The organism is Aggregatibacter sp. HMT-949 (assembly GCF_041734645.1).
Lineage (GTDB): Bacteria > Pseudomonadota > Gammaproteobacteria > Enterobacterales > Pasteurellaceae > Rodentibacter.
Genome location: NZ_CP162010.1, coordinates 990,445 through 1,014,454 on the forward strand (window position 1 = coordinate 990,445; position 24,010 = coordinate 1,014,454).

16 protein-coding genes and 1 tRNA gene are annotated in these 24,010 nt (G+C 41.4%); 8 read left to right on the top strand and 9 right to left on the bottom strand.

What is annotated here, in order from left to right; all coding sequences use genetic code 11:
- Window positions 1-13 precede the first annotated feature (13 nt).
- A complete protein-coding gene (locus tag AB3F25_RS04615; protein ID WP_373602727.1) occupies window positions 14-2,395 on the bottom strand; it encodes a FepA family TonB-dependent siderophore receptor in 2,382 nt (793 codons plus the stop codon).
- A 426-nt stretch (window positions 2,396-2,821) separates the two neighbouring features.
- Between AB3F25_RS04615 and metE the strand changes: the two genes are divergently transcribed.
- Window positions 2,822-5,107 carry a 5-methyltetrahydropteroyltriglutamate--homocysteine S-methyltransferase gene (metE, locus tag AB3F25_RS04620; RefSeq protein WP_373602728.1) on the top strand — a complete coding sequence of 762 codons (2,286 nt, stop codon included), beginning with the start codon at window positions 2,822-2,824 and terminating at the stop codon, window positions 5,105-5,107.
- 90 nt (window positions 5,108-5,197) lie between these two features.
- Here metE and AB3F25_RS04625 read toward each other — a convergent pair whose 3' ends face one another.
- Window positions 5,198-5,911, bottom strand: coding sequence for a UTRA domain-containing protein (locus AB3F25_RS04625; RefSeq protein WP_373602729.1), 714 nt, complete (start codon window positions 5,909-5,911; stop codon window positions 5,198-5,200).
- A 198-nt stretch (window positions 5,912-6,109) separates the two neighbouring features.
- Between AB3F25_RS04625 and malQ the strand changes: the two genes are divergently transcribed.
- The 3 genes from malQ to AB3F25_RS04640 are packed head-to-tail and all read left to right on the top strand — an operon-like array spanning window position 6,110 to window position 12,359.
- Window positions 6,110-9,883 carry a 4-alpha-glucanotransferase gene (gene malQ, locus AB3F25_RS04630; RefSeq protein ID WP_373602730.1) on the top strand — a complete coding sequence of 1,258 codons (3,774 nt, stop codon included), beginning with the start codon at window positions 6,110-6,112 and terminating at the stop codon, window positions 9,881-9,883.
- A 9-nt stretch (window positions 9,884-9,892) separates the two neighbouring features.
- Window positions 9,893-10,684 (top strand): endonuclease/exonuclease/phosphatase family protein, encoded by a 792-nt coding sequence (locus AB3F25_RS04635; RefSeq protein ID WP_373602731.1) that lies wholly within the window; start codon window positions 9,893-9,895, stop codon window positions 10,682-10,684.
- A 10-nt stretch (window positions 10,685-10,694) separates the two neighbouring features.
- A complete protein-coding gene (locus tag AB3F25_RS04640; protein ID WP_373602732.1) occupies window positions 10,695-12,359 on the top strand; it encodes a PTS transporter subunit IIBC in 1,665 nt (554 codons plus the stop codon).
- A 445-nt stretch (window positions 12,360-12,804) separates the two neighbouring features.
- On the opposite strand, the gene AB3F25_RS04645 is transcribed toward AB3F25_RS04640, so the two are convergent.
- Window positions 12,805-12,890 (bottom strand) — tRNA-Leu (locus AB3F25_RS04645).
- Window positions 12,891-13,167: 277 nt separating this feature from the next.
- On the opposite strand from AB3F25_RS04645, the gene AB3F25_RS04650 reads away from it, so the two are divergent.
- The 3 genes from AB3F25_RS04650 to AB3F25_RS04660 all read left to right on the top strand — a co-directional run bounded on the left by AB3F25_RS04650 (window position 13,168) and on the right by AB3F25_RS04660 (window position 16,172).
- Entirely contained in the window at window positions 13,168-13,941 is a 774-nt protein-coding gene (locus AB3F25_RS04650) for an FNR family transcription factor (protein ID WP_373602733.1), read from the top strand.
- A gap of 107 nt (window positions 13,942-14,048) precedes the next feature.
- Window positions 14,049-14,978 carry a universal stress protein UspE gene (gene uspE / locus AB3F25_RS04655; RefSeq protein ID WP_373602734.1) on the top strand — a complete coding sequence of 310 codons (930 nt, stop codon included), beginning with the start codon at window positions 14,049-14,051 and terminating at the stop codon, window positions 14,976-14,978.
- Between the two features lie 360 nt (window positions 14,979-15,338).
- Entirely contained in the window at window positions 15,339-16,172 is an 834-nt protein-coding gene (locus AB3F25_RS04660; protein ID WP_373602735.1) for a DUF4198 domain-containing protein, read from the top strand.
- A gap of 71 nt (window positions 16,173-16,243) precedes the next feature.
- Here the strand turns inward: AB3F25_RS04660 and AB3F25_RS04665 are convergent, their stop codons facing one another.
- From AB3F25_RS04665 to pheS, 4 genes are all read right to left on the bottom strand, one after another.
- Window positions 16,244-16,735 carry a C40 family peptidase gene (locus AB3F25_RS04665; protein WP_373602736.1) on the bottom strand — a complete coding sequence of 164 codons (492 nt, stop codon included), beginning with the start codon at window positions 16,733-16,735 and terminating at the stop codon, window positions 16,244-16,246.
- 205 nt (window positions 16,736-16,940) lie between these two features.
- On the bottom strand, window positions 16,941-17,240 hold the full coding sequence (locus AB3F25_RS04670) for an integration host factor subunit alpha (protein WP_373602737.1): 300 nt from the start codon (window positions 17,238-17,240) through the stop codon (window positions 16,941-16,943).
- A gap of 3 nt (window positions 17,241-17,243) precedes the next feature.
- Window positions 17,244-19,631: a phenylalanine--tRNA ligase subunit beta gene (gene pheT, locus AB3F25_RS04675; protein WP_373602738.1), complete on the bottom strand. Its 2,388-nt coding sequence runs from the start codon at window positions 19,629-19,631 to the stop codon at window positions 17,244-17,246.
- A gap of 50 nt (window positions 19,632-19,681) precedes the next feature.
- Window positions 19,682-20,671: a phenylalanine--tRNA ligase subunit alpha gene (gene pheS, locus AB3F25_RS04680; protein ID WP_373602739.1), complete on the bottom strand. Its 990-nt coding sequence runs from the start codon at window positions 20,669-20,671 to the stop codon at window positions 19,682-19,684.
- A 199-nt stretch (window positions 20,672-20,870) separates the two neighbouring features.
- Here pheS and AB3F25_RS04685 point away from each other — a divergent pair, with 199 nt between their 5' ends.
- Window positions 20,871-21,734 (top strand): fructosamine kinase family protein, encoded by an 864-nt coding sequence (locus tag AB3F25_RS04685; protein ID WP_373602740.1) that lies wholly within the window; start codon window positions 20,871-20,873, stop codon window positions 21,732-21,734.
- A gap of 69 nt (window positions 21,735-21,803) precedes the next feature.
- Here the strand turns inward: AB3F25_RS04685 and AB3F25_RS04690 are convergent, their stop codons facing one another.
- Together AB3F25_RS04690 and sohB are read right to left on the bottom strand one after the other, a co-directional pair.
- Complete coding sequence (locus tag AB3F25_RS04690; RefSeq protein ID WP_373602741.1) at window positions 21,804-22,643, bottom strand: OmpA family protein; 840 nt, start codon at window positions 22,641-22,643, stop codon at window positions 21,804-21,806.
- A 178-nt stretch (window positions 22,644-22,821) separates the two neighbouring features.
- Window positions 22,822-23,880 carry a protease SohB gene (gene sohB, locus AB3F25_RS04695; RefSeq protein WP_373602742.1) on the bottom strand — a complete coding sequence of 353 codons (1,059 nt, stop codon included), beginning with the start codon at window positions 23,878-23,880 and terminating at the stop codon, window positions 22,822-22,824.
- Window positions 23,881-24,010: the final 130 nt, after the last annotated feature.

Genomic DNA, 24,010 nt, shown 5'->3' on the forward strand with positions numbered 1-24,010 from the left:
AATAAATTAACAACTAAAAGCTATATTTTAACGTAGCATAATAAGCGCGGCCCCGTTCGTTATAGGTGCGGGCGGTGTTTGCATTACGATAAATACGTTTATCTAAAATATTGCTAACGCCGATGCGGGTGCTGAAATTTTCGTTAAATTTATAGCCGATATTTGCGCCCCAAACCCCGTAGCTACCAAGCTCGTATTGTTTCACTAAGCTTCTGCCATTGGTATAAATCACTTGCATGAAGTTTTCCGGATTATTCACCGTTTTTTGTCTGCCATAGCGCGTGTAAGTAGTATTCACATCCCAATTATCATTAATTTTCCAATTTAATGAACTATTGATCGTGTACTTCGGCACAATAGACGTTGGGTTGCCCGTATCTTTATTCACGTTTTTAATCATATAAGTGAAATTGGTTGAGAGCGTCAAAATTTCATCAAAGAACGGAAGTGTTAAATTTCCTTCAACCCCTTCGATTAATGCTCGTTTCGCGTTGCCCCAACGATAAACGTTAGTTGCCGTGTAGTTACGCCAAACCGGTACACCATTCGGTGTATTAGGAGAGCGAATTTCGCGATTATAGCCGCCTGCCGGTGCATCGATGGTCGTTACAAATTCGCCGTTTGAGACGATTTTATTGCGATAATCATTGTGGAAATAAGCAAGGGAGAATAAACGGCCGGCATTTTCATATTCAATACCGATTTCTTTATTCCAACTGGTTTCCGGTTTAATGTCCGGATTACCGAGGAAATAACAGGCGCGTCCCCAATCAAAGCCACCCGGATTATTGTTGACGAATGGGTTGCTTGGAGTTCCTGTCCCGCCGGTATTATTTAATGCATTCGGATTATTCCAATTATTCGCGCGATCAATCGGACAACCGTTACTTGCGTTAATTAACAAATAATTCGGCGAGGATTGATATAAGTTCGGCGCTTTATAAGCACGCGCGACGCCACCTTTCAATTTCCAATTTTCGGTTAATTGATGCGAGAAGTTTACCGAAGGGCTCCAATTCGGTTTGGAATTGGTGCTCGTATCGAACCGCATTCCCGGCGTTACAATGGTTTTATTGTTCGACAACAAAATATTGTCTTCTAAAAAGACCGCATATTCGTTTTGTGATACCTTGCCGCTACGACCTTGATTTTGTAGCCAAGGAATAAATGCATAAGTTTCCATCGTCGCCATCATAGATGCCGCGTCATTCAATTCTGAACGGGACGCTTCCACGCCAACCGTCAACATGTGAGACGTATTGCCGGTGGTAAACGGAATATAGAATTCATTACTGAAACGATAATTGCGTAATAAACCGATTGTTTTCTTCATATCGCTGTTATAAGTGCCTTCATAACTGCCTAATAATCCTTCCGGATAATGATAGTTACGGGTTTGCTCAAAGGTAAAATAAGTACGGTTATCAAAATTTTCCCATTTACCTTCATGAGTCAGGCTGTAACTTTGACGATAAAGCGTTGATGTTTCGGCCCTACGCGCGGCTAAATTATTACGAATATTTCTCGGTCCGGGCACCAAAATTGCCACATTTTGTGAATCACCGTTATAAATATTTCCTTGACGACTATAGTTCGCATCAAAGGTTAATTTTTGATCCGGCGTCATATTCCAAACCAGTTGCCCGGCCACATCTTTATTTCGCACGCCTTCGCGTCCGGCATTAATGGTATTTGCGTTGGCGTTTTCGCTTGCATTCAAATCCAACGCATCCGCATCAGTTCTGGCAAGATTGCCATATAGACGAAAACCAAGCACGTCTTTAATTAACGGCCCGCTTAAATTAAAGCCTACGCGATTGGTATCGCCTTCTTTAGGATCTTCCGGTTGCTCGGTGTAAAGATTTAAACTGCCGTGAAATGCCTCTGTTGGCGATTTGGTTTTAATATTCACTACCCCGCCCATAGCGCCGGAACCGTAACGCGCCGCTGCCGGTCCGCGTAAAACTTCAATGGATTCAATCGCATCCGCCGGCACCCAGTTGGTATCACCGCGCGTGTTGCGCGTACCGTTTCGGCCGTAGCGCTCGGAATTACGAGATTTAACCGGTTTTCCGTCCACTAAAATAAGGGTATTTTCCGGCCCCATCGCGCGAATATCCACTTGGCGTTTATTACCGCGCGCGCCGCCCGGCGCATTGGTACTTAATGTCACACCGGGTTGTTTGGCAATAATTTCCGACGCATCGTTTTCGATCGGGTTGCGCGCGAGATCTTTTTCGCTAATCACCGAAACACCGAGCGATTGTTTCACTTGTTGTTCTGCGGTTACATTAATTTCATCGAGCGTTTCTTGCGTAGTTGCGTAAGCCGCACCTACCAATGCGGTGCTAATAGCAAAGGTCAAGACACTAAGCTTGAACTGTTGGTTCTTCATTTTGTTTCCTTAGAAAATTAAGACTAGATACGCTATATAAAAATATATAGACCGGCAAATTATAATTCGTTATATATTAATGTAAATAACAAATTATAATTCACCTCTTTAGAGTTACAAAGAATTTATTGATTTAGCCAAATCGCCGAATTTTTTCAATTAAACCTAGGAACATTCCTTGTGCCGCAAGGCTTCAATGCGGTGCTATTTGAAGAGTTCAATGAGTCGGTGGGGATTCGTAAAATCGTATCAGACGAATAATCGATATCAGTGAAAAATCGCTATCGTTTAACATTTAAAATTAAAATATTTCATAAATTTTGTGAAAATAATGAATTTGCATAATGCGCTTAATTGACGCATTCTAAGTTCGCACGGACGTTTAGACGTCTAAATTATTTATCACCACATTTATGAGGAATTAACATGACAACATTTCATTTATCGGGTTTCCCACGCGTAGGGGCAAAACGTGAACTTAAATTTGCCCAAGAACGTTACTGGCGCGGTGAAATCGCTGAAGCCGATTTATTAGACATTGCAAAAAAATTGCGTGAAATTAACTGGCAACATCAAGCCAATGCGAATGCGGATTTCGTGGCGGTGGCAGATTTCACTTTCTACGATCATATTTTAGATTTACAAGTAGCAACAGGCGCCATTCCTGCACGCTTTGGCTTCGACAGTCAAAACTTAACGCTCGACCAATATTTCCAATTGGCGCGTGGCAACAAAACACAATTTGCCATTGAAATGACCAAATGGTTCGATACCAACTACCACTACCTTGTGCCGGAATTCCACAAGGACACTCAATTTAAAGCCAACCCGGCGCACTATGTGCAACAAATCTGTGAAGCCAAAGCCCTCGGCCACAAAGTAAAACCCACTATCGTTGGCCCATTAACCTTCCTTTGGTTAGGCAAAGAAAAAGGCGCGTCGTTTAATCGTTTAGATTTGTTAAACAAACTCGTGCCGGTTTATGTGGACATCTTAAACGCATTAACCGCTGAAGGTGTGGCTGAAGGTGTGGAATACATTCAAATTGACGAACCGGCTTTAACCCTTGATTTACCGGCAGAATGGATTGCCGCTTATAAAGCGGTTTATGCGACGTTTGCTGCACAAGTCAATGCCAAACTCTTGCTTGCCACCTATTTCGGCTCCGTAGCAGAACATGCGGATTTATTGAAATCCTTGCCGGTAGCCGGTCTCCACATTGATTTGGTGCGCGCGCCGGAACAACTTTCTGCTTTTGAAAATTATGACAAAATCCTGTCTGTGGGCGTAATTGACGGCCGTAATATTTGGCGTGCGAACTTAAACCAAGTGTTAGATGTGGTTGAACCATTAAAAGCGAAATTAGATGAGCGTTTATGGATTGCGCCAAGCTGTTCCCTACTCCATACGCCTTATGATTTGGCGGTGGAAACCCAACTGCAAGCCAACAAGCCGGAGCTTTATCAATGGTTGGCATTCACCTTACAAAAAATTCAAGAATTACGCGTCATTAAAACCGCACTTGAGCAAGGACGTGAGGCGGTGCAAGCAGAGCTTGATGCCAGCCAAGCAGCCGCTGACGCGCGTAAAAACTCTCGTGAAATCCATCGTACTTGTGTGGCGGAACGTTTGGCAAATCTGCCGAAAAATGCCGATCAACGTAAATCGCCATTTGCAGAACGGATTAAATTACAAAATGCGTGGTTAAATCTACCGTTATTGCCAACCACCAATATTGGCTCTTTCCCGCAAACCACGGAAATTCGTCATGCCCGTGCCGCCTTCAAAAAAGGCGATCTCAGCTTGGCGGATTACGAAGCGGCAATGAAAAAAGAAATTGAATTTGTGGTACGTGAACAAGAAAAATTAGATTTGGACGTGTTAGTGCACGGCGAAGCAGAACGCAACGACATGGTTGAATACTTCGGCGAATTGCTTGATGGATTTGCGTTCACCAGATTCGGTTGGGTACAAAGTTACGGTTCCCGCTGCGTAAAACCACCGGTCATTTACGGTGATGTGACCCGCCCGGAACCGATGACCGTGCGTTGGTCGCAATATGCCCAAAGCCTCACCAACAAAGTGATGAAAGGCATGCTGACCGGCCCGGTAACGATTTTACAATGGTCTTTCGTGCGTAACGACATTCCACGTTCAACGGTGTGTAAACAAATTGCCGTGGCGCTTTCTGATGAAGTGTTGGACTTAGAAAAAGCAGGCATTAAAGTGATCCAAATTGACGAACCGGCTATCCGCGAAGGTTTACCGCTCAAACGTGCCGATTGGGATGCTTATTTACAATGGGCTGGCGAAGCTTTCCGTTTAAGTTCAATGGGTTGTAAAGATGATACACAAATTCATACACACATGTGTTATTCCGAATTTAACGACATTTTACCGGCCATTGCCGCCCTAGATGCTGACGTGATCACCATCGAAACCTCCCGTTCCGACATGGAATTGCTTACCGCTTTCGGTGATTTCAAATATCCGAACGACATCGGCCCGGGTGTGTACGATATCCACAGCCCACGCGTACCGACCGCAGAAGAAATCGAACATCTTCTTCGCAAAGCATTACAAGTGGTACCAAAAGAACGCTTATGGGTCAACCCGGACTGCGGCCTAAAAACCCGTGGCTGGCCGGAAACTATCGCGGCATTAAAAGTGATGGTGGATGTCACGAAGAAATTACGTGCGGAATTAGCCTAATCACAGATAGTCGTTCACAAATAAAAGAAAAGCTGAATCTCAGAATAGGTTCAGCTTTTTTGTTTTACGGAAGAGAAAAGCGCTATTTTTTTAAACATGTCGCTTCGCAGTGGAAGCAAAGGTAATTTTATCAGGGCGATAACTAATGCTACCGTACTGAAATGGGCGTCCGTCGGCTAAATAAGTGGTGCTGGTAACATTCACAACCATATTATACTCACCTAGATCCATGGTGCTTTCTTCTTCTTCATTGGCATAACGAAACGCAATTTCACGCTGTGAATAACTAATTTTTAGACCAAGTTCACTTTCTAAATAATGATAAATGGATTGTTCCGCAATCTCACGATTAATAAAAGGAACAATACGACGATCAAAGTAAGAGACTTCGTATTCCACCGCTTCCCCGTTAATTTCACGAACGCGACCTATACGGTAAAAGTCAATCTGGTCATTTACGTTAAAGATCCGCATTAGTTCTTCTTCCCCTTGCACAATATACAAACTGGTTAGGGTTGTTTTCACTTGATGGGTTAAAGGGCGATTCAGCTCCCCAACGGTTTTGATTTCGGAAAGCTGTTGAGGTGTAGATAAATTATGTTCGAGAACAATAGAAGTTCGCCCCTGTTGTTTCTGAATGTAACCGTCCATTTCAAGCAGAGAAAGGGCTTTGCGAATGGTGTCTTTAGAAAAACCATATTCTTGCATAAGCTCACTTTCACTGGGTAATTCTTGCTTTGGCGGTAAAATTCCATCGGTTATTTTGCTTTTTATATCATTATAAACCGCTTTGTATTTACTCACTTTTCCACTCCATTTTTTACTTTTATTCCTTTATTTGAACCTGTAATAGAATACCATAAACTCTCATAGTTATACGTATAGTTTTTGTGATTAACATCACACTTTTACGAAAACATTTAAACTTTTACGTAAAAGTTATTGTGTAAAATAAAATTTAGATTAGAATCTCTACAACTTTTACTTCTGAAGGAAAAAATTATGCTTACTCGGTCAAGTGGTGTTTTAATGCATATCACCTCATTACCCAATGCATTTGGAATTGGTAGTTTTGGACAATCTGCTTATGATTTTGTGGATTTTTTAGTTGAAACGAAACAAACCTATTGGCAAATCCTTCCATTAACCACCACCAGCTACGGTGATTCTCCTTATCAATCCTTCTCTGCTATTGCAGGTAACACGCATTTAATTGATTTTGCTTTACTCATCCAAATGGGTTTATTGCAAGAAACGGATTATGCTTCGGTTAATTTTGGTGATGATCCGACAAAAGTGGATTACGAACGCATTTTTCATGCTCGTCGCCCGATCTTAGAAATTGCCGTTAAACATTTCCTTGCCGATAAAAAACACCAAGCAGCCTTCAAAAACTTTGAAAAAAGCAACCATACTTGGTTGGAAGACTATGCGGAATTTATGGCAATCAAAGAGCATTTCGGCAATAAGGCCTTACAAGAATGGGAAGATAAACAGGTTGTTGCCCGTCAATCGAAGACACTTGCAAAATACCGCGCAATGCTGACAGAGCAAATTCAGTATTTCAAAGTAACGCAATATTTCTTTTTCCAACAATGGTTGGCATTGAAAAACTACGCTAATCAAAGAGGAATTAAAATTATCGGCGATATGCCGATTTATGTGGCGGCAGACAGCGTCGAAGTGTGGACAATGCCGGAACTCTTCCAATTAGATAAAGAACGCAATCCGCTTTTCGTCGCCGGTGTTCCTGCCGATCAGTTTAGCGCCACCGGACAGCTTTGGGGCAATCCGCTTTATGACTGGGCTGAACATAAGAAACAAGGCTATGCTTGGTGGATTCATCGCATTGAGGAAAGCTTTAAAATTTACGATGTACTTCGTATCGATCATTTCAAAGGTTTCTCCGATTATTGGCAAGTGGATGGTAAAGCAGACATTGCCAAATATGGTAGCTGGCAGCCCGGCCCGGGATATGATTTGTTCAAAGCAGTAAAAGCACAGCTAGGTGATTTGCCTATTATCGCTGAAGATCTCGGCAATATTGATGAAAAAGCGAAGAAATTACTGCTTGATTGTGGTTATCCCGGCATGAAAATTTTGCAATTTGGTTTTGAAGATGTAAGTGGTGAAAGCCTGGATAGCCCACATTATTGTATTCCGCATTGCATCGCCTACACCGGCACACATGACAATGATGTCACAAATGGTTGGTATGACGGTTTAACGTTGAAACAGCAACAATATATCAATGCTTATACCCATCGTGCTGCGGATGAATCTATTTGTCAGGCAATGATTCGCCAATTATTTGCTACCGTAAGTAATACGGCGATTGCCACCATGCAAGATATTTTAGATTTGTCCGCCAGCTCAAGAATGAATATTCCTTCCACCATAGGTGGAAACTGGGAATGGCGAATGCAAGAAAGTGATTTAACAAAAGCCAAAAAAGATTTTTTAACCCAAATAACCACGTTATATGGACGCGCCAATAAGGAAAAAAACATGCTCAAATTTACGACCTTTGTGCAAACAGCAACACAGAAAACCCTTGAACAATTAAGCGATCGCGAAATTTATGTGCAGCTCTTAAATTACGTGAAAAACATTGCGGCAGATAAACCGAAAAACACAGGAAAACGTAAGGTTTACTATATTTCTGCGGAGTTTTTGATTGGTAAATTACTGTCTAACAATTTAATCAATCTTGGCGTATATCAAGAAATCAAAGATGAATTGGCGCAGGCAGGAAAATCACTAAGCCATATTGAAGATATTGAACCGGAACCGTCTTTAGGGAATGGTGGATTAGGTCGTTTAGCTTCCTGTTTTATTGATTCCATGTCCACACTCGGGCTAAATGCGGAAGGTGTAGGCTTGAATTACCATTGCGGTTTATTTAAACAAGTCTTTAAAAACAATGAGCAACATGCCGAACCGAATGATTGGATTGAAAAAGACTCTTGGTTAATCCCGACAAATATCCGTTATGAAGTACCATTTAAAGACTTCACGTTAACCTCTAAATTAGATCGTATTGATATTCTTGGTTACAAAAAAGACACCAAAAATTATCTCAACTTATTTGATATTGAATCGATTAATCATAAATTGATTAAAAAAGGTATCACCTTTGATAAAACAAAAATCAAAGAAAATCTGACCTTATTCCTTTATCCGGATGACTCCGATAAAAACGGTGAATTATTACGTATTTATCAGCAATATTTTATGGTCTCCAATGCGGCGCAGTTATTAATTGATGAAGCCATTGAACGTGGCAGTAATTTACATGATTTAGCCGATTATGCCTATGTGCAAATTAATGACACGCACCCATCCATGGTGATTCCGGAATTGATTCGCTTATTAACGGAAAAACATCGTATTAAATTTGCAGAAGCGGTAGAAATCGTGCGCAATATGGTGGGCTACACGAACCATACGATTCTTGCCGAAGCCTTAGAAAAATGGCCTTTAGCTTATTTAGAAGAAGTGGTTCCACATTTAGTGAAGATCATCAAAAAACTGAATAAATTGGTGCAGAAAGAATATCCGAATCCTGATGTACAAATCATTGATAAGCAAAAACGCGTCCATATGGCGCATATGGATATTCATTTTTCAAACTCTGTGAACGGTGTGGCGGCATTACACACGGAAATTTTGAAAAATTCCGAACTCAAAGCGTTTTATGAAATTTATCCGGAGAAGTTTAATAATAAAACTAACGGAATCACCTTCCGTCGTTGGTTAGAATTTTCTAACCAAGCTTTATCTGCTTATATTAAACAACTTATCGGCGATGAGTACTTACATGATGCAACTCAATTGGAAAAACTGCTTGCCTTTAAAGATGACAAAAAAGTGCATCAAAAATTAGCTGAAATTAAATTCCAGAATAAATTAGCGCTAAAAACTTATCTTAAAGAAAATAAAGGCATTGAATTGGATGAGAATTCCATTATCGATACACAAATTAAGCGTTTCCACGAATATAAACGCCAACAAATGAATGCGCTTTATGTGATTCATAAATACCTTGAAATCAAAGCAGGCAAACTACCAAAACGTAAAATTACCGTGATTTTTGGTGGGAAAGCCGCACCGGCTTATGTGATTGCACAGGATATTATTCATTTAATTCTTTGCTTGTCTGAATTAATCAATAACGATCCGGATGTGAATCAGTATTTAAACGTCTATTTAGTGGAAAACTACAATGTCAGCGTGGCGGAAAAATTAATTCCGGCAACAGATATTTCAGAGCAAATTTCCCTTGCCTCAAAAGAAGCTTCAGGAACGGGCAATATGAAATTTATGCTGAATGGCGCATTAACCTTGGGCACAATGGACGGTGCAAATGTCGAAATTGCAGAATTAGCCGGCACAGAAAATATTTATACCTTTGGTAAGGATGCTAAAAGCATTATCAAGCTGTATGAAACTGCCGGTTATGTGTCGAAAGATTACTATGAAAAGGATAAACACATTAAAAGAGCGGTCGATTTTATCCTTGATTCTACGCTGGTAAAACTGGGCAATGAAGCACGTTTAAAACGCCTACATGATGAATTGCTCAATAAAGACTGGTTTATGACCTTAATTGACTTTGATGCTTATGTCACGGCAAAAGAACAGATTTTGGCGGATTATGAAGATCAAGATAGCTGGAATAAAAAAGTGATTCATAACATAGCCAAAGCCGGGTTCTTCTCATCGGATCGCACCATTGCACAATATAACGCTGATATTTGGCATTGTGAGGATTAAGGGGAACGTATGAAACTACTCACCCTCAATGTACACGCTTGGTTAGAAGATAACCAAGCGGAAAAAATCGACATTATTGCCAACACCATTGTTGAAAAGGGTTACGACATCGTAGCCCTACAAGAGGTGAATCAATTAATGTCAGCTCCCCTAATTTCACAAGCATTAAAGCAAGATAACTATGGCGTTGTGTTACTGAATAAAATCAATCAACGGGTGACACAAAAATATTCGCTATTTTGGAGCAATTCACATATTGGCTACGATAAATATGACGAAGGTATCGCCTTTTTAACCCACCTACCCGTTTATGACGTGGATGCTTTTTATTGCAGCCAACATCAGCGCCTCGATTCTATCCTCTCTCGCAAAATTATTGGCTTAACCGTGGAATATCAAGGCCAACTTGTAGATTGTTACTCCTGCCATATCAACTTACCGAATTGCGCAGGTGAAAATCAACTGGACAACATTCGCAATATCGTAGAGCGCAGCCAAAGCCGAAATCTTAAAATTTTGATGGGCGATTTCAATACGGATGCAATCAGCGATCCAAACACTTATCAGAAAATCAAATCTCTCGGTTTACTTGATACTTTTGAGATCGCGGAACAGAAAGATAGTGGGATTACTGTTGAAAAAGCCATTGATGGCTGGAAAGGCCACAGCGAAGAAAAGCGCTTAGATTACATTTTTTTAAATCAACCGAAACAGGTTTTATCCAGTCAGGTGGTTTTTAATGGCAAAAATAAACCGGTCGTTTCCGATCATTTCGGTTTAGACGTTGAGCTCATTTTGTAGGAGAACACATATGAAAAAATTGCTCAGTTTTGAATTTTGGCAAAAATTCGGCAAATGTCTGATGGTCGTGATTGCCGTAATGCCTGCTGCAGGTTTAATGGTGAGTATCGGTAACTCATTACCATTAATTAGTGATGCTGAATGGCTGGCTCGCATTGGTCATATCATTGCGCAAATTGGTTGGGGGATTATTGGTAACTTACATCTCTTATTTGCTTTGGCGATTGGTGGTAGTTGGGCAAATGAACGTGCGGGTGGTGCGTTTGCCGCAGGCCTTGCCTTTATCTTAATCAACTTGATTACCGGTCATTTCTTCGGCGTAAAAATTGAAATGCTGACCGATCCGAATGCCCACGTCAGCACTATCTTGGCCGGTGATATTCCGGTGGCCAACTACTTTGTGAATATCCTTGGACAACCTGCATTAAATATGGGTGTATTTGTAGGGATCATCGCCGGTTTTGTAGGGGCTACCACCTTTAACAGCTACTACAATTTCCGCAAACTGCCTGAAGTACTTACCTTCTTTAACGGTAAACGCTTTGTGCCATTCGTAGTCATTTACCGTTCCATTTTAGTATCGTTAGTGTTGGCGGTATTCTGGCCGGTGGTACAAACCGGGATCAATCATTTCGGCGAATGGATTGCCAACTCACAAGACTCCGCGCCTATCCTTGCTCCTTTTGTTTACGGCACATTAGAACGTCTTTTACTGCCTTTCGGTTTACACCATATGCTCACCATTCCGATGAACTACACCTCATTGGGCGGTACCTATGAATTCTTAACCGGTATGCAACAAGGCAAACAAGTATTCGGACAAGATCCTTTATGGCTTGCTTGGATCAGTGATTTAATCAACCTGAAAGACGCGGGCAATATGACGCAATATAACGAACTCCTCTCAACCGTAACACCGGCGCGCTTTAAAGTAGGTCAAATGATCGGTTCAAGCGGTATTCTAATGGGAATTACCCTCGCCATGTACGTGAACGTTGATCCAGATAAGAAAACCATCTACAAAGGGATTTTCCTTTCTTCTGCCCTTGCCGTGTTCTTAACCGGCGTAACAGAACCGATCGAATATATGTTTATGTTCGTTGCACTACCGCTTTACCTTGTTTATGCGGTTATCCAAGGTTGCGCATTTGCCATGGCAGATATTGTGAACTTACGCGTTCACTCATTCGGTAACATTGAGTTTTTAACCCGTACACCAATGGCGATTAAAGCGGGCATCGGCATGGATCTCATCAACTTCATTTGGGTATCCAGTGTGTTTGCGATCGCGACCTTCTTAATTGCGAATTTCATGATTAAGAAACTCAACTTAGCCACCGCCGGTCGCAACGGCAACTACGACGCAAAAGGTACTGACGAAGCCCCTGCTGAGGAGAAAAACGTCGCTAATGCCAGTGCACAAGTGGTGCAAATCATCAATCTTCTCGGTGGACGCAACAATATTGCAGAGGTGGATGCTTGTATGACCCGTTTACGTATCACCGTTCACAACCCTGAGCTGGTGGGTGATGCAACAGCTTGGAAACAAGCAGGCGCAATGGGCTTTATTGTTAAAGGTACGGGCATTCAAGCCATTTACGGGCCAAAAGCCGATGTACTGAAATCAGATATTCAAGACCTACTCTCTTCTGGCGTTGAAATTCCGAAAATGTAACAATATTTCAGCGTAGATAAACAAAAAGTGTGGTTAAAATGATCTGACCCCAAAAATCTAGACTATTAATTTAAGGGCGGAGTTCTATAATCTATAGAACTCCGCCCTTTCTATTTATCTTGAATATGTCCGAAATTATGTAGCAGTTGCACAACGCTAAAATTACCCTTGCAAAATAGCACCGCATTGGAGCCGCTTTCAATGCGGTGCTGTTGTTTTATGCAAACTCATGCTTAATTCAAATGGTTTTGTGCATTTGCTACATAATTACGAATATGTCACGTTGATAGTAATAAATTGTAGAAAATCAAACCTAATCTGACACTCCCCCGTTTAAAAATTCGTGCCTCTCAGATTAATTTGAGCTTAAATTCGATAGTTATAATATAACAACGTTTAAATACAAACCCCCGCGTTGAGTTACGCGGGGGTTTGTTTAGTGATTTGGTGCCTAGGGTCGGACTCGAACCGACACGGTTATTCACCGGCGGATTTTGAATCCGCTGCGTCTACCAATTTCGCCACCCAGGCTTGGGAACGCGGAGATTATACGTATATCGAAACACGTAGCAAGTAAAAATTTCAGGATTTTGATTGATTGATTTAAATTTAAACAAAACAGTTTATTTAAGATAAAAAATATCGCCAAATAAAAGCACCGATTAAAATACATAACATGATTAAAATTTGTACTAGTCTTTTCTTCGTTAATTTTTCCGTTGCCATCTTCTTAAAATGCCTATTTAGTGTTAAAATTCTTGCGTTAGATCAATTTTACATTATTTTTTAAATAAAATCTGAGGGCTAAATGAAAAATTTCGTTTCAGAAACTAAGGCAGGACGCCGAGTTCAATCGGGAGGTTGTGCAATCCATTGCCAGGATTGCAGTATTAGCCAACTATGTATTCCTTTCACATTAAATGAACACGAACTTGATCAACTCGATAATATTATCGAACGTAAAAAACCCATCCAAAAATCCCAAGTCTTATTTAAAGCTGGCGACTCGCTTAATTCAATCTATGCCATTCGTTCCGGCACCATTAAAAGCTACACAATCAGTGAAGCCGGCGAAGAACAAATTACTTCTTTCCATTTACCGGGAGATCTCGTGGGCTTTGATGCCATCAACAATATGCAGCATCCAAGCTTTGCCCAGGCTTTAGAAACGGCAATGGTGTGTGAAATTCCTTTCGATATTTTAGATGACTTAGCGGGCAAAATGCCTAAACTACGCCAACAAATTATTCGTTTAATGAGTAGCGAAATTAAAAGTGATCAAGAAATGATTTTGTTGCTTTCCAAAATGAATGCTGAAGAACGCTTGGCCGCATTTATTTATAATCTGTCCAAGCGCTACTCTGCCCGCGGTTTCTCTGCCAAAGAATTCCGACTAACTATGACACGTAGCGATATCGGCAATTACCTCGGTTTAACCGTGGAAACAATCAGCCGTCTTTTAGGTCGTTTTCAAAAACTCGGCGTACTTTCTGTACAAGGTAAATACATTATCATTAATGATATCAATGCCTTAGTCGAACTTACCGGCACCAACAAAACTAAAATTACCATGGCGGAATAGGAAAAAGCGTGAAACTTTCACGCTTTTTTATATCAACTTTCCGAGGCTCATTCCTTGTTATCGAATCCATTTTTTCTTATGCTATCGGCGTCCATCACGGAGGTTATATGAAATTTAAAAATATCTTAGTCGTTCTCAATCCCGACAATGAAAAACAATACGCTCTCGCCCGCGCCGTGCGTTTGGTAAAAGAGCAAGAAAATGTTGATAAAGTAAAAATCACGACGCTTCTCGCCGTTTACGATTTATCTTATGAAATGTCCGCCCTGCTTTCTTCCGAAGAACGCGAAGAAATGCATAAAACCGCCATTGAACAACATCGTCAAGCGGTACAATTTTATTTGGATAAATACGCCGATCCCCAAATTAAATTTGAATCTCACATTGTTTGGAACAGCAATGAAGCGGAAGGCATTCGTGAAGATGTAGAAAAAAACGACTACGATCTCGTTGTGAAATATACTAAAAACGAAGAAAGTTTTACCTCGCTGATTTTCACGCCGGTGGATTGGCAATTATTGCGTAAATGCCCGGTGCCTGTGCTTATCGTGCGTGACGGCGACTGGAAACACCAACGTCGAATTCTCATTGCGGTAAACGTATCCGGTGAACAAGAATACCAAGACAAATTTAACCAAGAATTAGTCGAAACCGGTATGTCATTGGCCGAAAATCTCAACCGTGGTAACGTTCACCTTGTCGCAGCCTACCCTGTTACGCCAATTAATATGGCGATTGATTTACCGGAATTTAACACTTCGGGTTATGAAAACGGCATTCGCGGTCAGCATTTAATCAATATGAAAGCGCTTCGCCAAAAATTCGCTATCGATGAAAATCACACCCATGTACGCGAGGGTTTCCCTGAAGAGGTCATTCCTGAAGTCGCAAAAGAAATTGAAGCGGAACTTGTCATTCTCGGCACCGTCGGGCGCACGGGGTTATCCGCAGCGCTTTTAGGTAACACCGCTGAACATGTCATCAGTAAATTAAGCTGTAATTTGCTTGCGATTAAACCGTCCAAAAAAGAAGATTAATTGCACGATAGATTATTGTATTAACTTGAAATGACGCAGGTTGAGCGAGTCTGAACCAAATTTGCTCTTCCCGATTCTTTACTCAAAATAGCACCGCATTGGAAGTAGTCCAATGCGGTGCTATTTTTACACTCCAACTTTTTGCATCTCAATTTAGCGAGATAATGCGCAACAATATGAACGGTTCTTTGGTTAAAAATGTATAAAGAACCCATTGCGCTTTTGTGATCATCCTCACAAATTTAATGATTCCTTGAAATAGTATTTCAATGTACGCCCGCTTTTCCCTATACTTTTACGCCCACTCCAAGATTTACTTTCTACCATTTATTTCAACGTATTTTTAAAAGGAAAGAACACATGAAAAAAACATTTATTGCGGGATTATTACTCCTTGCCGGCACAGCTCAAGCGCATGAAGTTTGGGTTGCCGCACCGTCGCAATTAAAAGCGGATACGGTTTTAAAAGCAGAACTGGCTTATGGCGATTATCCCTATGTAGAGAAAATTCCAGAGGCGCGTTTGCACATTTTTGCGCCACTGAAGATGATTAATCAAGATGGCGAACAACAAACTTTGCTACAAACCGGCGAGAATTATCAATATCAATCCGAAAAACCGTTAAAAGCTGGTTCTTATTGGGTAACCGCAACTTATCAACCGACCTTTTGGTCGCAAAATGCCGAAGGTTGGAAAATGGATAATTTACCAAATACACCGAACGCGGTTTATTGCGAACAAACCCAAATGTTCGGCAAAGGCTTAGTGAATGTTGGAAAACAGCCTGTAAATGCTGATATGGCGATGACCCGTGTGGGATTGCCACTTGAAATCGTACCGTTGAAAGATCCGAGTAAAGTCAAAGTGGGCGAGCCTTTCCCTGTTCAAATTTTTTATAACGATATGCCTCTTGCCGGCGAAACAGTGATCGCAACGGCGGATACGGTGGTTGTAAAAGATTTGGAGGCGTCAACCGGACATCGCGAACCACAAGGTTTTTCCGGTAAAACCGATAGCCAAGGCCGCGTGAATATTATTCCGTTAATTGAAGGGATCTGGAAAATCAAAGTGATTCATAAAACGCCGTTTGCCGATCAAGCGGTTTGCCAACAATCCGCAAGCTACTCCACCTTGATTTTGCCGGTGGGCAAAGGACTCGCCAAACTACCGCCGAAGCCTGAGCATCATCATTAAAAAAACATTAAAAAAAACATTAAAGAAAAAAAGTGCGGCTGATTTGCTCAATCGCACTTTTTTAATTCCGATTAGATTCGTCTCACCTGCCAAAAGGTTTTCGACCAAAACGGTGAATTCATGGAAGAATAAATTACCCCGCCTTTCGTTGATGCATGCAAAAATTTATCCTCTTTCACATAAATCCCCACATGATAACCGTTCGGCCCGAGTCCGGTTTTAAAAAATACTAAATCGCCGGTCTGAATCTCTTCTTTATGCACTAATTTGCCGTGATGAGCTTGCTCTTTTGTGGTGCGTGGAAGCGCAATGTTAAAGCGATCCATAAAAGTTTTTTGTACAAATCCCGAACAATCAATTCCCTTACGCGACTGCCCGCCTAATACATAAGGCGTGCCCGCCCAATCATATTGCTGTTCGCTCAACAAGGTGATTGCCATAATCGGATCGTTAATACTGCCTTTGTAATTAATGGCATAATCCTCCCCGCCAAAACGGTTTGAGGAACAGGCGAATAACAGCATACTTACAAAAAAACATAAAAAGCTATTGATAAATTTCATTTTCTTATCTCGACATATAAATAAAAAAGTATGATCCAAATAACCGAAATATACAACGCGGAAATTACTCTCATAAAATAGCACCGCATTGGAGGCGGTTCCAATGCGGTGCTATTTGGGCACATCAATTTATGCTTCTAATCGGCAATCGTTTATGCATTTAAATGCATAACCCTCGCAGATAACCGCGCTTTTTCCGGCTATTTTATTGATTATTCTTAATCGCTTTTTCCACTCGAGCCCGTAGTTTTTGTCCCGGTTTGAATGCAACGACACGACGAGCTGAAATCGCTACGCTTTCACCGGTTTTGGGATTACGTCCCGGACGGGAAGATTTGTCACGTAATTCAAAGCTACCGAAACCCGATAATTTCACTTTATTACCGGATTCAAGGGATAGGCGAATTTCTTCAAAAAAGTTATCTACCAAACTTTTAGCTTCCGATTTTTGTAACTGATATTTCTCAATCAGATATTCCGTAATATCGATCTTTGTTAGCGTCATAAGTTAATCCCTTAATTCAGCGTTAAAACGTTGTTTAACTTCATTTAAGACGGCGGAAATAACGGCATTAATATCCTCGTCTTCTAAAGTTTTTTGATTGTCTTGCACGATTAAACTGATGGCAAGACTTTTCGCTCCGTTCGGTACGCCGATACCTTTATAAACGTCAAATAAATTAACTTGCGTCAGTTTCTCACCACCGGCCTGTTTACAAGCTTCAAGCACATCGCCGGCGGCAACATCGTCTGCCACTACAAGCGCCAAATCTCGACGGTTGGCAGGGAATTTTGAAATTTCCTTGGCCTGTACCAGATTACGCTTCGCAATGGCGCGCCATAAAATTTCAAAGACAATCGCTTTACCGTTTAAACCTAATTTTTGTGCGATGAACGGATGAATTGTGCCGATAAAACCGATTTCTTCGCCGTTTAATTCAATTGCGGCGGATTGACCGGGATGCAACGCGTCAAAGGCTTTTGCCACAAAGCGAATGTCGTCACGCACACCGGTTAAAGAAAGCAAGCTTTCCAAATCGCCTTTTAAATCAAAGAAATCAACCGATTCTGCTTTGCTGTTCCAGCTTTCGTTTTTGGCTGAGCCACTAATGACTGCACTTAACACGAATTCTTGACGCACGCCAAATTCTGCCTTCGCATCGGGAATAAAACGTAAGCCGGTTTCAAATAAACGTACACGATTTTGTTGACGATTTTGATTATATAGCACCGCATTGAGCAAGCCACTGAGCAAGGAAACGCGCATAGCCGACATTTCTAGCGAAATCGGATTCGGCAATATTAATGCCGCTTGGTTCGGATGTAATAAAGTTTGAACTTTTGGATCGACGAAGCTGTAAGTAATCGCCTCTTGATAATCGGCATCCACCAATGCGGTCTTAATACGCGCTAAGTCCAGCTCCGCTTCTTTGTGCTCACGCATACGTAAATGCGCTAGCGGGGCGTTATTCGGAATGCTGTTATAGCCATAAATGCGCGCCACTTCTTCAATGAGATCTTCTTCAATTTCAATATCAAAGCGCCAGCTTGCTGAAGTGACGTTCCAAACATCATCAGCGAATTGAACGTTAAAACCTAAACGTTGGAAAATTTCCGTAACGGTTTCGGTTTCAATGCGGTGCCCGAGCAAAGCATCTAATTTTTCGCGACGAAGTCGTACGGTTTTCACTGTAGGTAAGAATTCTTGGCTGACGGCCTCGTTAATTTCCCCAGCTTCACCGCCGCAAATCTCAAGCAATAAGGCCGTTGCGCGTTCCATGGCGTTACGTGCCAACTCAAAATCTACGCCGCGTTCAAAGCGGTGTGACGCATCGGTGTGTAAGCCGTATTGTCTTGCGCGGCCGATAATGGCCAAAGGGGCAAAAAATGCAGCTTCTAAAATCACATCTTGGGTTTCAGCGGTAACGCCGCTCGCTTGTCCACCAAAAATCCCGGCCATGGCTAGCGGACCGTTTTGGTCTGCAATAAGCAAAGTATTCGGTCGTAATTTTGCGGTTGTGCCGTCGAGCAATACTAATTCTTCCCCTTCTTTAGCCAAGCGCACTTGAACCGGTTGAGCCACTTTTGCCGCATCAAATGCGTGCATCGGCTGGCCTAACTCAAGCAAAATATAGTTAGTGATATCCACTACCGGATCAATTGAGCGAATGCCGCAGCAGCGTAATTTTTCTTGCAACCAAATCGGTGATGCGGCTTTTACGTTTACCTTTTTCACCACGCGTAATAAATAACGCGGACAGGCTTGTGGCGCCTGTAATTCAATTGCTACTTTAGCAGACGTCGTCACGGGCACCGCATTGAAAGGTGGCGGATTGACAGGCTGTTTATTCGCAACGCCGATTTCACGTGCAATGCCGGCGATGCTTAAACAATCCGCGCGATTCGGCGTTAAACTGATTTCAATCGCTTTATCGTCTAAACTTAAATATTCGCGAAGGTTCGCGCCAATCGGCGCATCTTGTGGCAATTCGATGATACCATCAGCTTCAACATCAATGCCTAATTCGGAGAAAGAGCAAAGCATCCCTTCCGAAGGCTGACCGCGTAATTTGGTTTTCTTAATTTTAAAATCACCCAGCAACACGGCTCCTTCGGTGGCACATGCCACTTTTAAACCTTGACGACAGTTCGGTGCACCGCATACGATGTCCAATAAACGTTCACCGCCCACATTAACTTTGGTAACGCGTAATTTATCTGCATCAGGATGCTGCGCGCATTCAACCACTTCGCCGACAACCACACCGGTAAAATCGCCCGCCACCTTTTCCACACCGTCCACTTCTAAACCGAGCATGGTAATTTGTTCGCATAATTGTTCGGTCGAAATTGCCGGATTAACCCATTCTCTTACCCACTGTTCGCTAAATTTCATTATTCTTTATCCTTCAAAATTGTGATTTCTATCGTTTTTAGCCGAAGTCATTATTTAAATTGTTTTAAGAAACGGAGATCGTTCTCAAAGAATGAACGCAAATCCGTGACGTTGTAGCGTAACATGGTTAAACGCTCTACCCCCATACCGACGGCAAAGCCAGAATATTCATTCGGATCGATGCCCACGTTACGCAACACATTCGGGTGCACCATACCGCAACCTAACACTTCAAGCCATTTGCCGTTTTTGCCCATGACATCCACTTCCGCAGAAGGCTCAGTGAACGGGAAATAAGACGGACGGAAACGCACTTGTAAATCTTCTTCAAAAAATGCGCGTAGGAAATCGTGTAACAAGCCTTTTAATTCGGTGAAATTAGCATTTTTATCTACATACAATAATTCAATTTGGTGGAACATCGGCGTGTGGGTTTGATCGTAGTCGTTACGATATACGCGTCCCGGCACCATAATGCGAATTGGCGGGCGCATTTTTTCCATCGTGCGAATTTGTACGCCGGAAGTTTGCGTACGCAACAATAATTCGGGATTAAACCAGAAAGTATCATGATCGGCACGCGCTGGGTGATGTTTCGGAATATTTAACGCATCAAAATTATAATAATCACTTTCGATTTCCGGCCCGTTTTCTACGGAAAAACCTAACTCAGAAAAGAATTGCGTCACACGATTAATTGTTATCGTTACCGGGTGTAAACCGCCTTTTTCCACTTTCTTACCCGGTAAAGTGACGTCTACACGCTCTTTTTCTAATTTTGCATTAAGTTCAGCTTGCTCCCACTCCGCTTTCTTGGCATTTAAAAAATCGAGTGCGATTTGTTTTGCTTCATTAATTTTAGCCCCTAATGCCGGACGTTCTTCTGCCGCAACGTTGCGAAGTTCTTGCATTAATTGAGTAAAATGACCTTTTTTACCAAAGTATTCAACGCGAATTTCATCTAACGCTGCTAAACTTTTGTTCTCGATCATATCAATCGCCGATTTTGCTTTTTCAACAAGATCTTTCAGATGTTGCATAATTTCCTCTGACTAATTTCCATTGCTTAAAATGGCGCTAATAATAATACCTATACATTAAAAAATCACGTTTTTATTTGAATTCCTTGGATTTAATCCGAGTCAATAAATAATGAAAATTTTGACCTTTATCACAGAAATCTTTATTAATTTCAATAGAATAAAAACGGAATTGTTGTGTTGTATTTAGGAGGTAGCTATGTGGAAATCGATCTCTCAAGTCTTAGCGGATCAATTCGGTGCTTATTACTTAATTAAAGAAAAAGAATGCGTTCACCGCGGCGAAATTCATGAAGCTTGGATTATTAGCGACGGTATTCAAGCGGTATTCGTCAAAGCCAATGAGCGGTCCTATCGTTCCATGTTTCGAGCCGAGGCCGACCAACTTGAGATGTTACGAAAAATAAACGCATTTCGACTTCCTATGGTTTATGGCGTCGGGTGTTCGTCAAATCACAGTTTTCTTCTTCTTGAAGCACTTCCTATTTCGCAACAATCTTCATTAACCGAAGATTTCGGTACTCAGTTAGCCCGGTTGCATCAGGTTTCCGGTACAAAATATTATGGATTGGATTTTGATACTTGGTTAGGTTCCGTTCATCAACCAAATAAGTGGCATGCCAGTTGGGCAAAATTCTTTAGCGAACAACGTATTGGTTGGCAATTGCAGCTTTGTAAAGATAAAGGTTTGGATTTCGGCAATATCGATCAAATTGTTCAATCGGTAGCTAAAAAACTAGCCAAACATAATCCGAAGCCATCTCTTTTACACGGCAATTTATGGATTGAAAACGTTTGTATTGTAAATGGCGAAACCGCTACTTATGATCCGGCTTGTTATTGGGGCGATAGAGAATGCGATCTCGCGTTCACTGAACTTTTTGAACCATTCCCGATAAAATTCTACGAAAATTATGATCGCGCTTTCCCGATAGACCGAGAAGGTTACGCGGAAAGAAAACACATTTATCAACTTTATTATTTATTGAATTTCAGCCAACGTTTTTTAGGAAATTATGTTCATCTCACGCAAAAAACATTAGATAAGCTGCTAGAACGCTAATTAATTTGCAGATAAAAAATAGCACCGCATTGAAATGGGTTTCAATGCGGTGCTGTTTTTGGGTTAGAATTATTTTTGATAGAGCAGACTCGGGCCGCGTAATCCGCCGTTTACATTTGCCCCTTCTTGTTGCAATTTCAGCGAAGAACCGCTTGAAGTAATTTCTACGCGGCGATTAGGACGCAAGCAGTCTTTTTCTTCTTGGCTTAAATGCGCATATCCGTTGCAAACTTTCACTTGATAATTTTTACCGTAACCGATAGCTGTGATTTGCGCAACCACACCATCCTCTACCAAACGAGCTTTAACACGGTTTGCACGACGTTGCGAAAGCTCCATGTTATAGGCATCAGAACCTAAATGATCGGTAAACCCCGCAACCTTAACATCTTTTGCATTTGATGTTTTCAATTGCTGCGCAATGTTATCAACCATTTCTTTACCTTGAGGGGTAAGACTATCCTCATTAAAATTGAATAAGAAATCACCACTCAAAGTAAATGAGGTGTTATTGTTACAGCCGTTTGGATACCAGAAGAAGCTTTGTGCCTGGTAATTTTTGTCAAATAAGATTTTATATTGACAGATTTTGTGTGCACCGTTTTCACGATAGTTAAATACGTAATTCCATTCTCTTACATTGTATAATCCTTCGGAGAAATGCGGTTGACCGATTAGCGCGTACAATTGTTTTTTGTTCATACCGCGTTCGATCATCCGAACATTATCCCAATTCGGCCAGGTACCGGATTGACCGTCATTAATTTTCGGCCATACCAACTGAGGAACCTCAACGCCATTAACATTTTTGTACTCCGGCATCCCTTCCGCAGTGACTTCACTTAAATTACCACAAGCCGCTAAACTCGCTATTGCCGCAGCAGATAATAAAATACGAGACAATTTCATGTTTTACCTTCTATTTAACGATTAAAGTGCAATTCCTAATATTAAGAAAAACACCATTAAACTATTGAATTAGAATAAAGAAACTATAAAAGTTTCGGCACTTATACTAATCATAAAAACCGATTTTGTAAATAAAAGCCTCATCTAACGCACTTCATTTACAATATTTTTACAAAATTTAACGCATAAAATCCTGTGTATTTTTGTGCATATAACGTTGAATCAACGCATCGGCGCTTTCTTCTACTTGACGTCCGAGTTTCTGCAATAACGGTTTTTTCACTTTGTAAGCGATGCCAATCACAGATTTATCTTTCATTGCTTCTAACAAAATATCATCACCGGTCGAAATCTCATCCACCAGCCCTAATTCCAAAGCTTGCGAACCAAACCAATGCTCACCCGTGGCCACGTGATCAATATTCAACTTTGGTCGATATTGACTAACAAATTGCTTAAACAATTGATGTGTTTCTTCTAGTTCTTGCTGGAATTTTTGTTTACCTTTTTCGGTATTTTCACCGAGCATTGTCACCGTGCGCTTAAATTCCCCTGCCGTCATCACGTCAACATCCACATCATGTTTTTTTAATAAACGATGAATATTCGGTACCTGTGCCACCACGCCAATTGAGCCGATTACCGCAAAGGGCGCGGCAATGATTTTGTCCGCAACACAGGCCATCATATAACCGCCGCTGGCGGCCACTTTATCCACCGAAACGGTTAATTTAATCCCCTTTTGTTTTAAACGCGCCAATTGCGAAGCGGCCAAGCCGTAACCGTAAACGATGCCACCTGCACTTTCCAGACGCAGTAAAACTTCATCTTGCGGTTTTGCTACGCTGACAATCGCCGAAATTTCTGCTCTCAATGCGGTGCTCTGGGAGGCGTTCAGATCACCTTTAAAATCTAAAACATAAAGGCAGGGTTTTGTCTCATCAAGCACTTCGCCTTTTTTCAGTTTATCTTTTAATGCCTTATGTTTTTGTTTTTCCGCTTTCTTTTCGGCTTTTTCTTGCTGCTTTAATTCTTCTTCGGATAACTGAAAATCACGCAACTGTTTTACCGTATCTTGCAAATGCGCCGATAAGTCCGTTATAACTAATTCGCCTTGCTCATTGGCTCTGTGTCGACGTGCGGAAATAATAAACGCCGTAATCGCCGCGATAACAACAAATAGCGTCAAAATTTCCAAAATAAAAATACCGTAACCGACTAAAATTTCCGACCACATAAAAACTCCCTACAGATTGTTATTGATTATAGGCGCGCTATTCTACTTAAGTTGGTCATGAAGGCCATAAGTTTTTATGGAAAATTTTGCGATTTAAGGTAAACTAGGCGCATTTTTTATGCCCTAATGA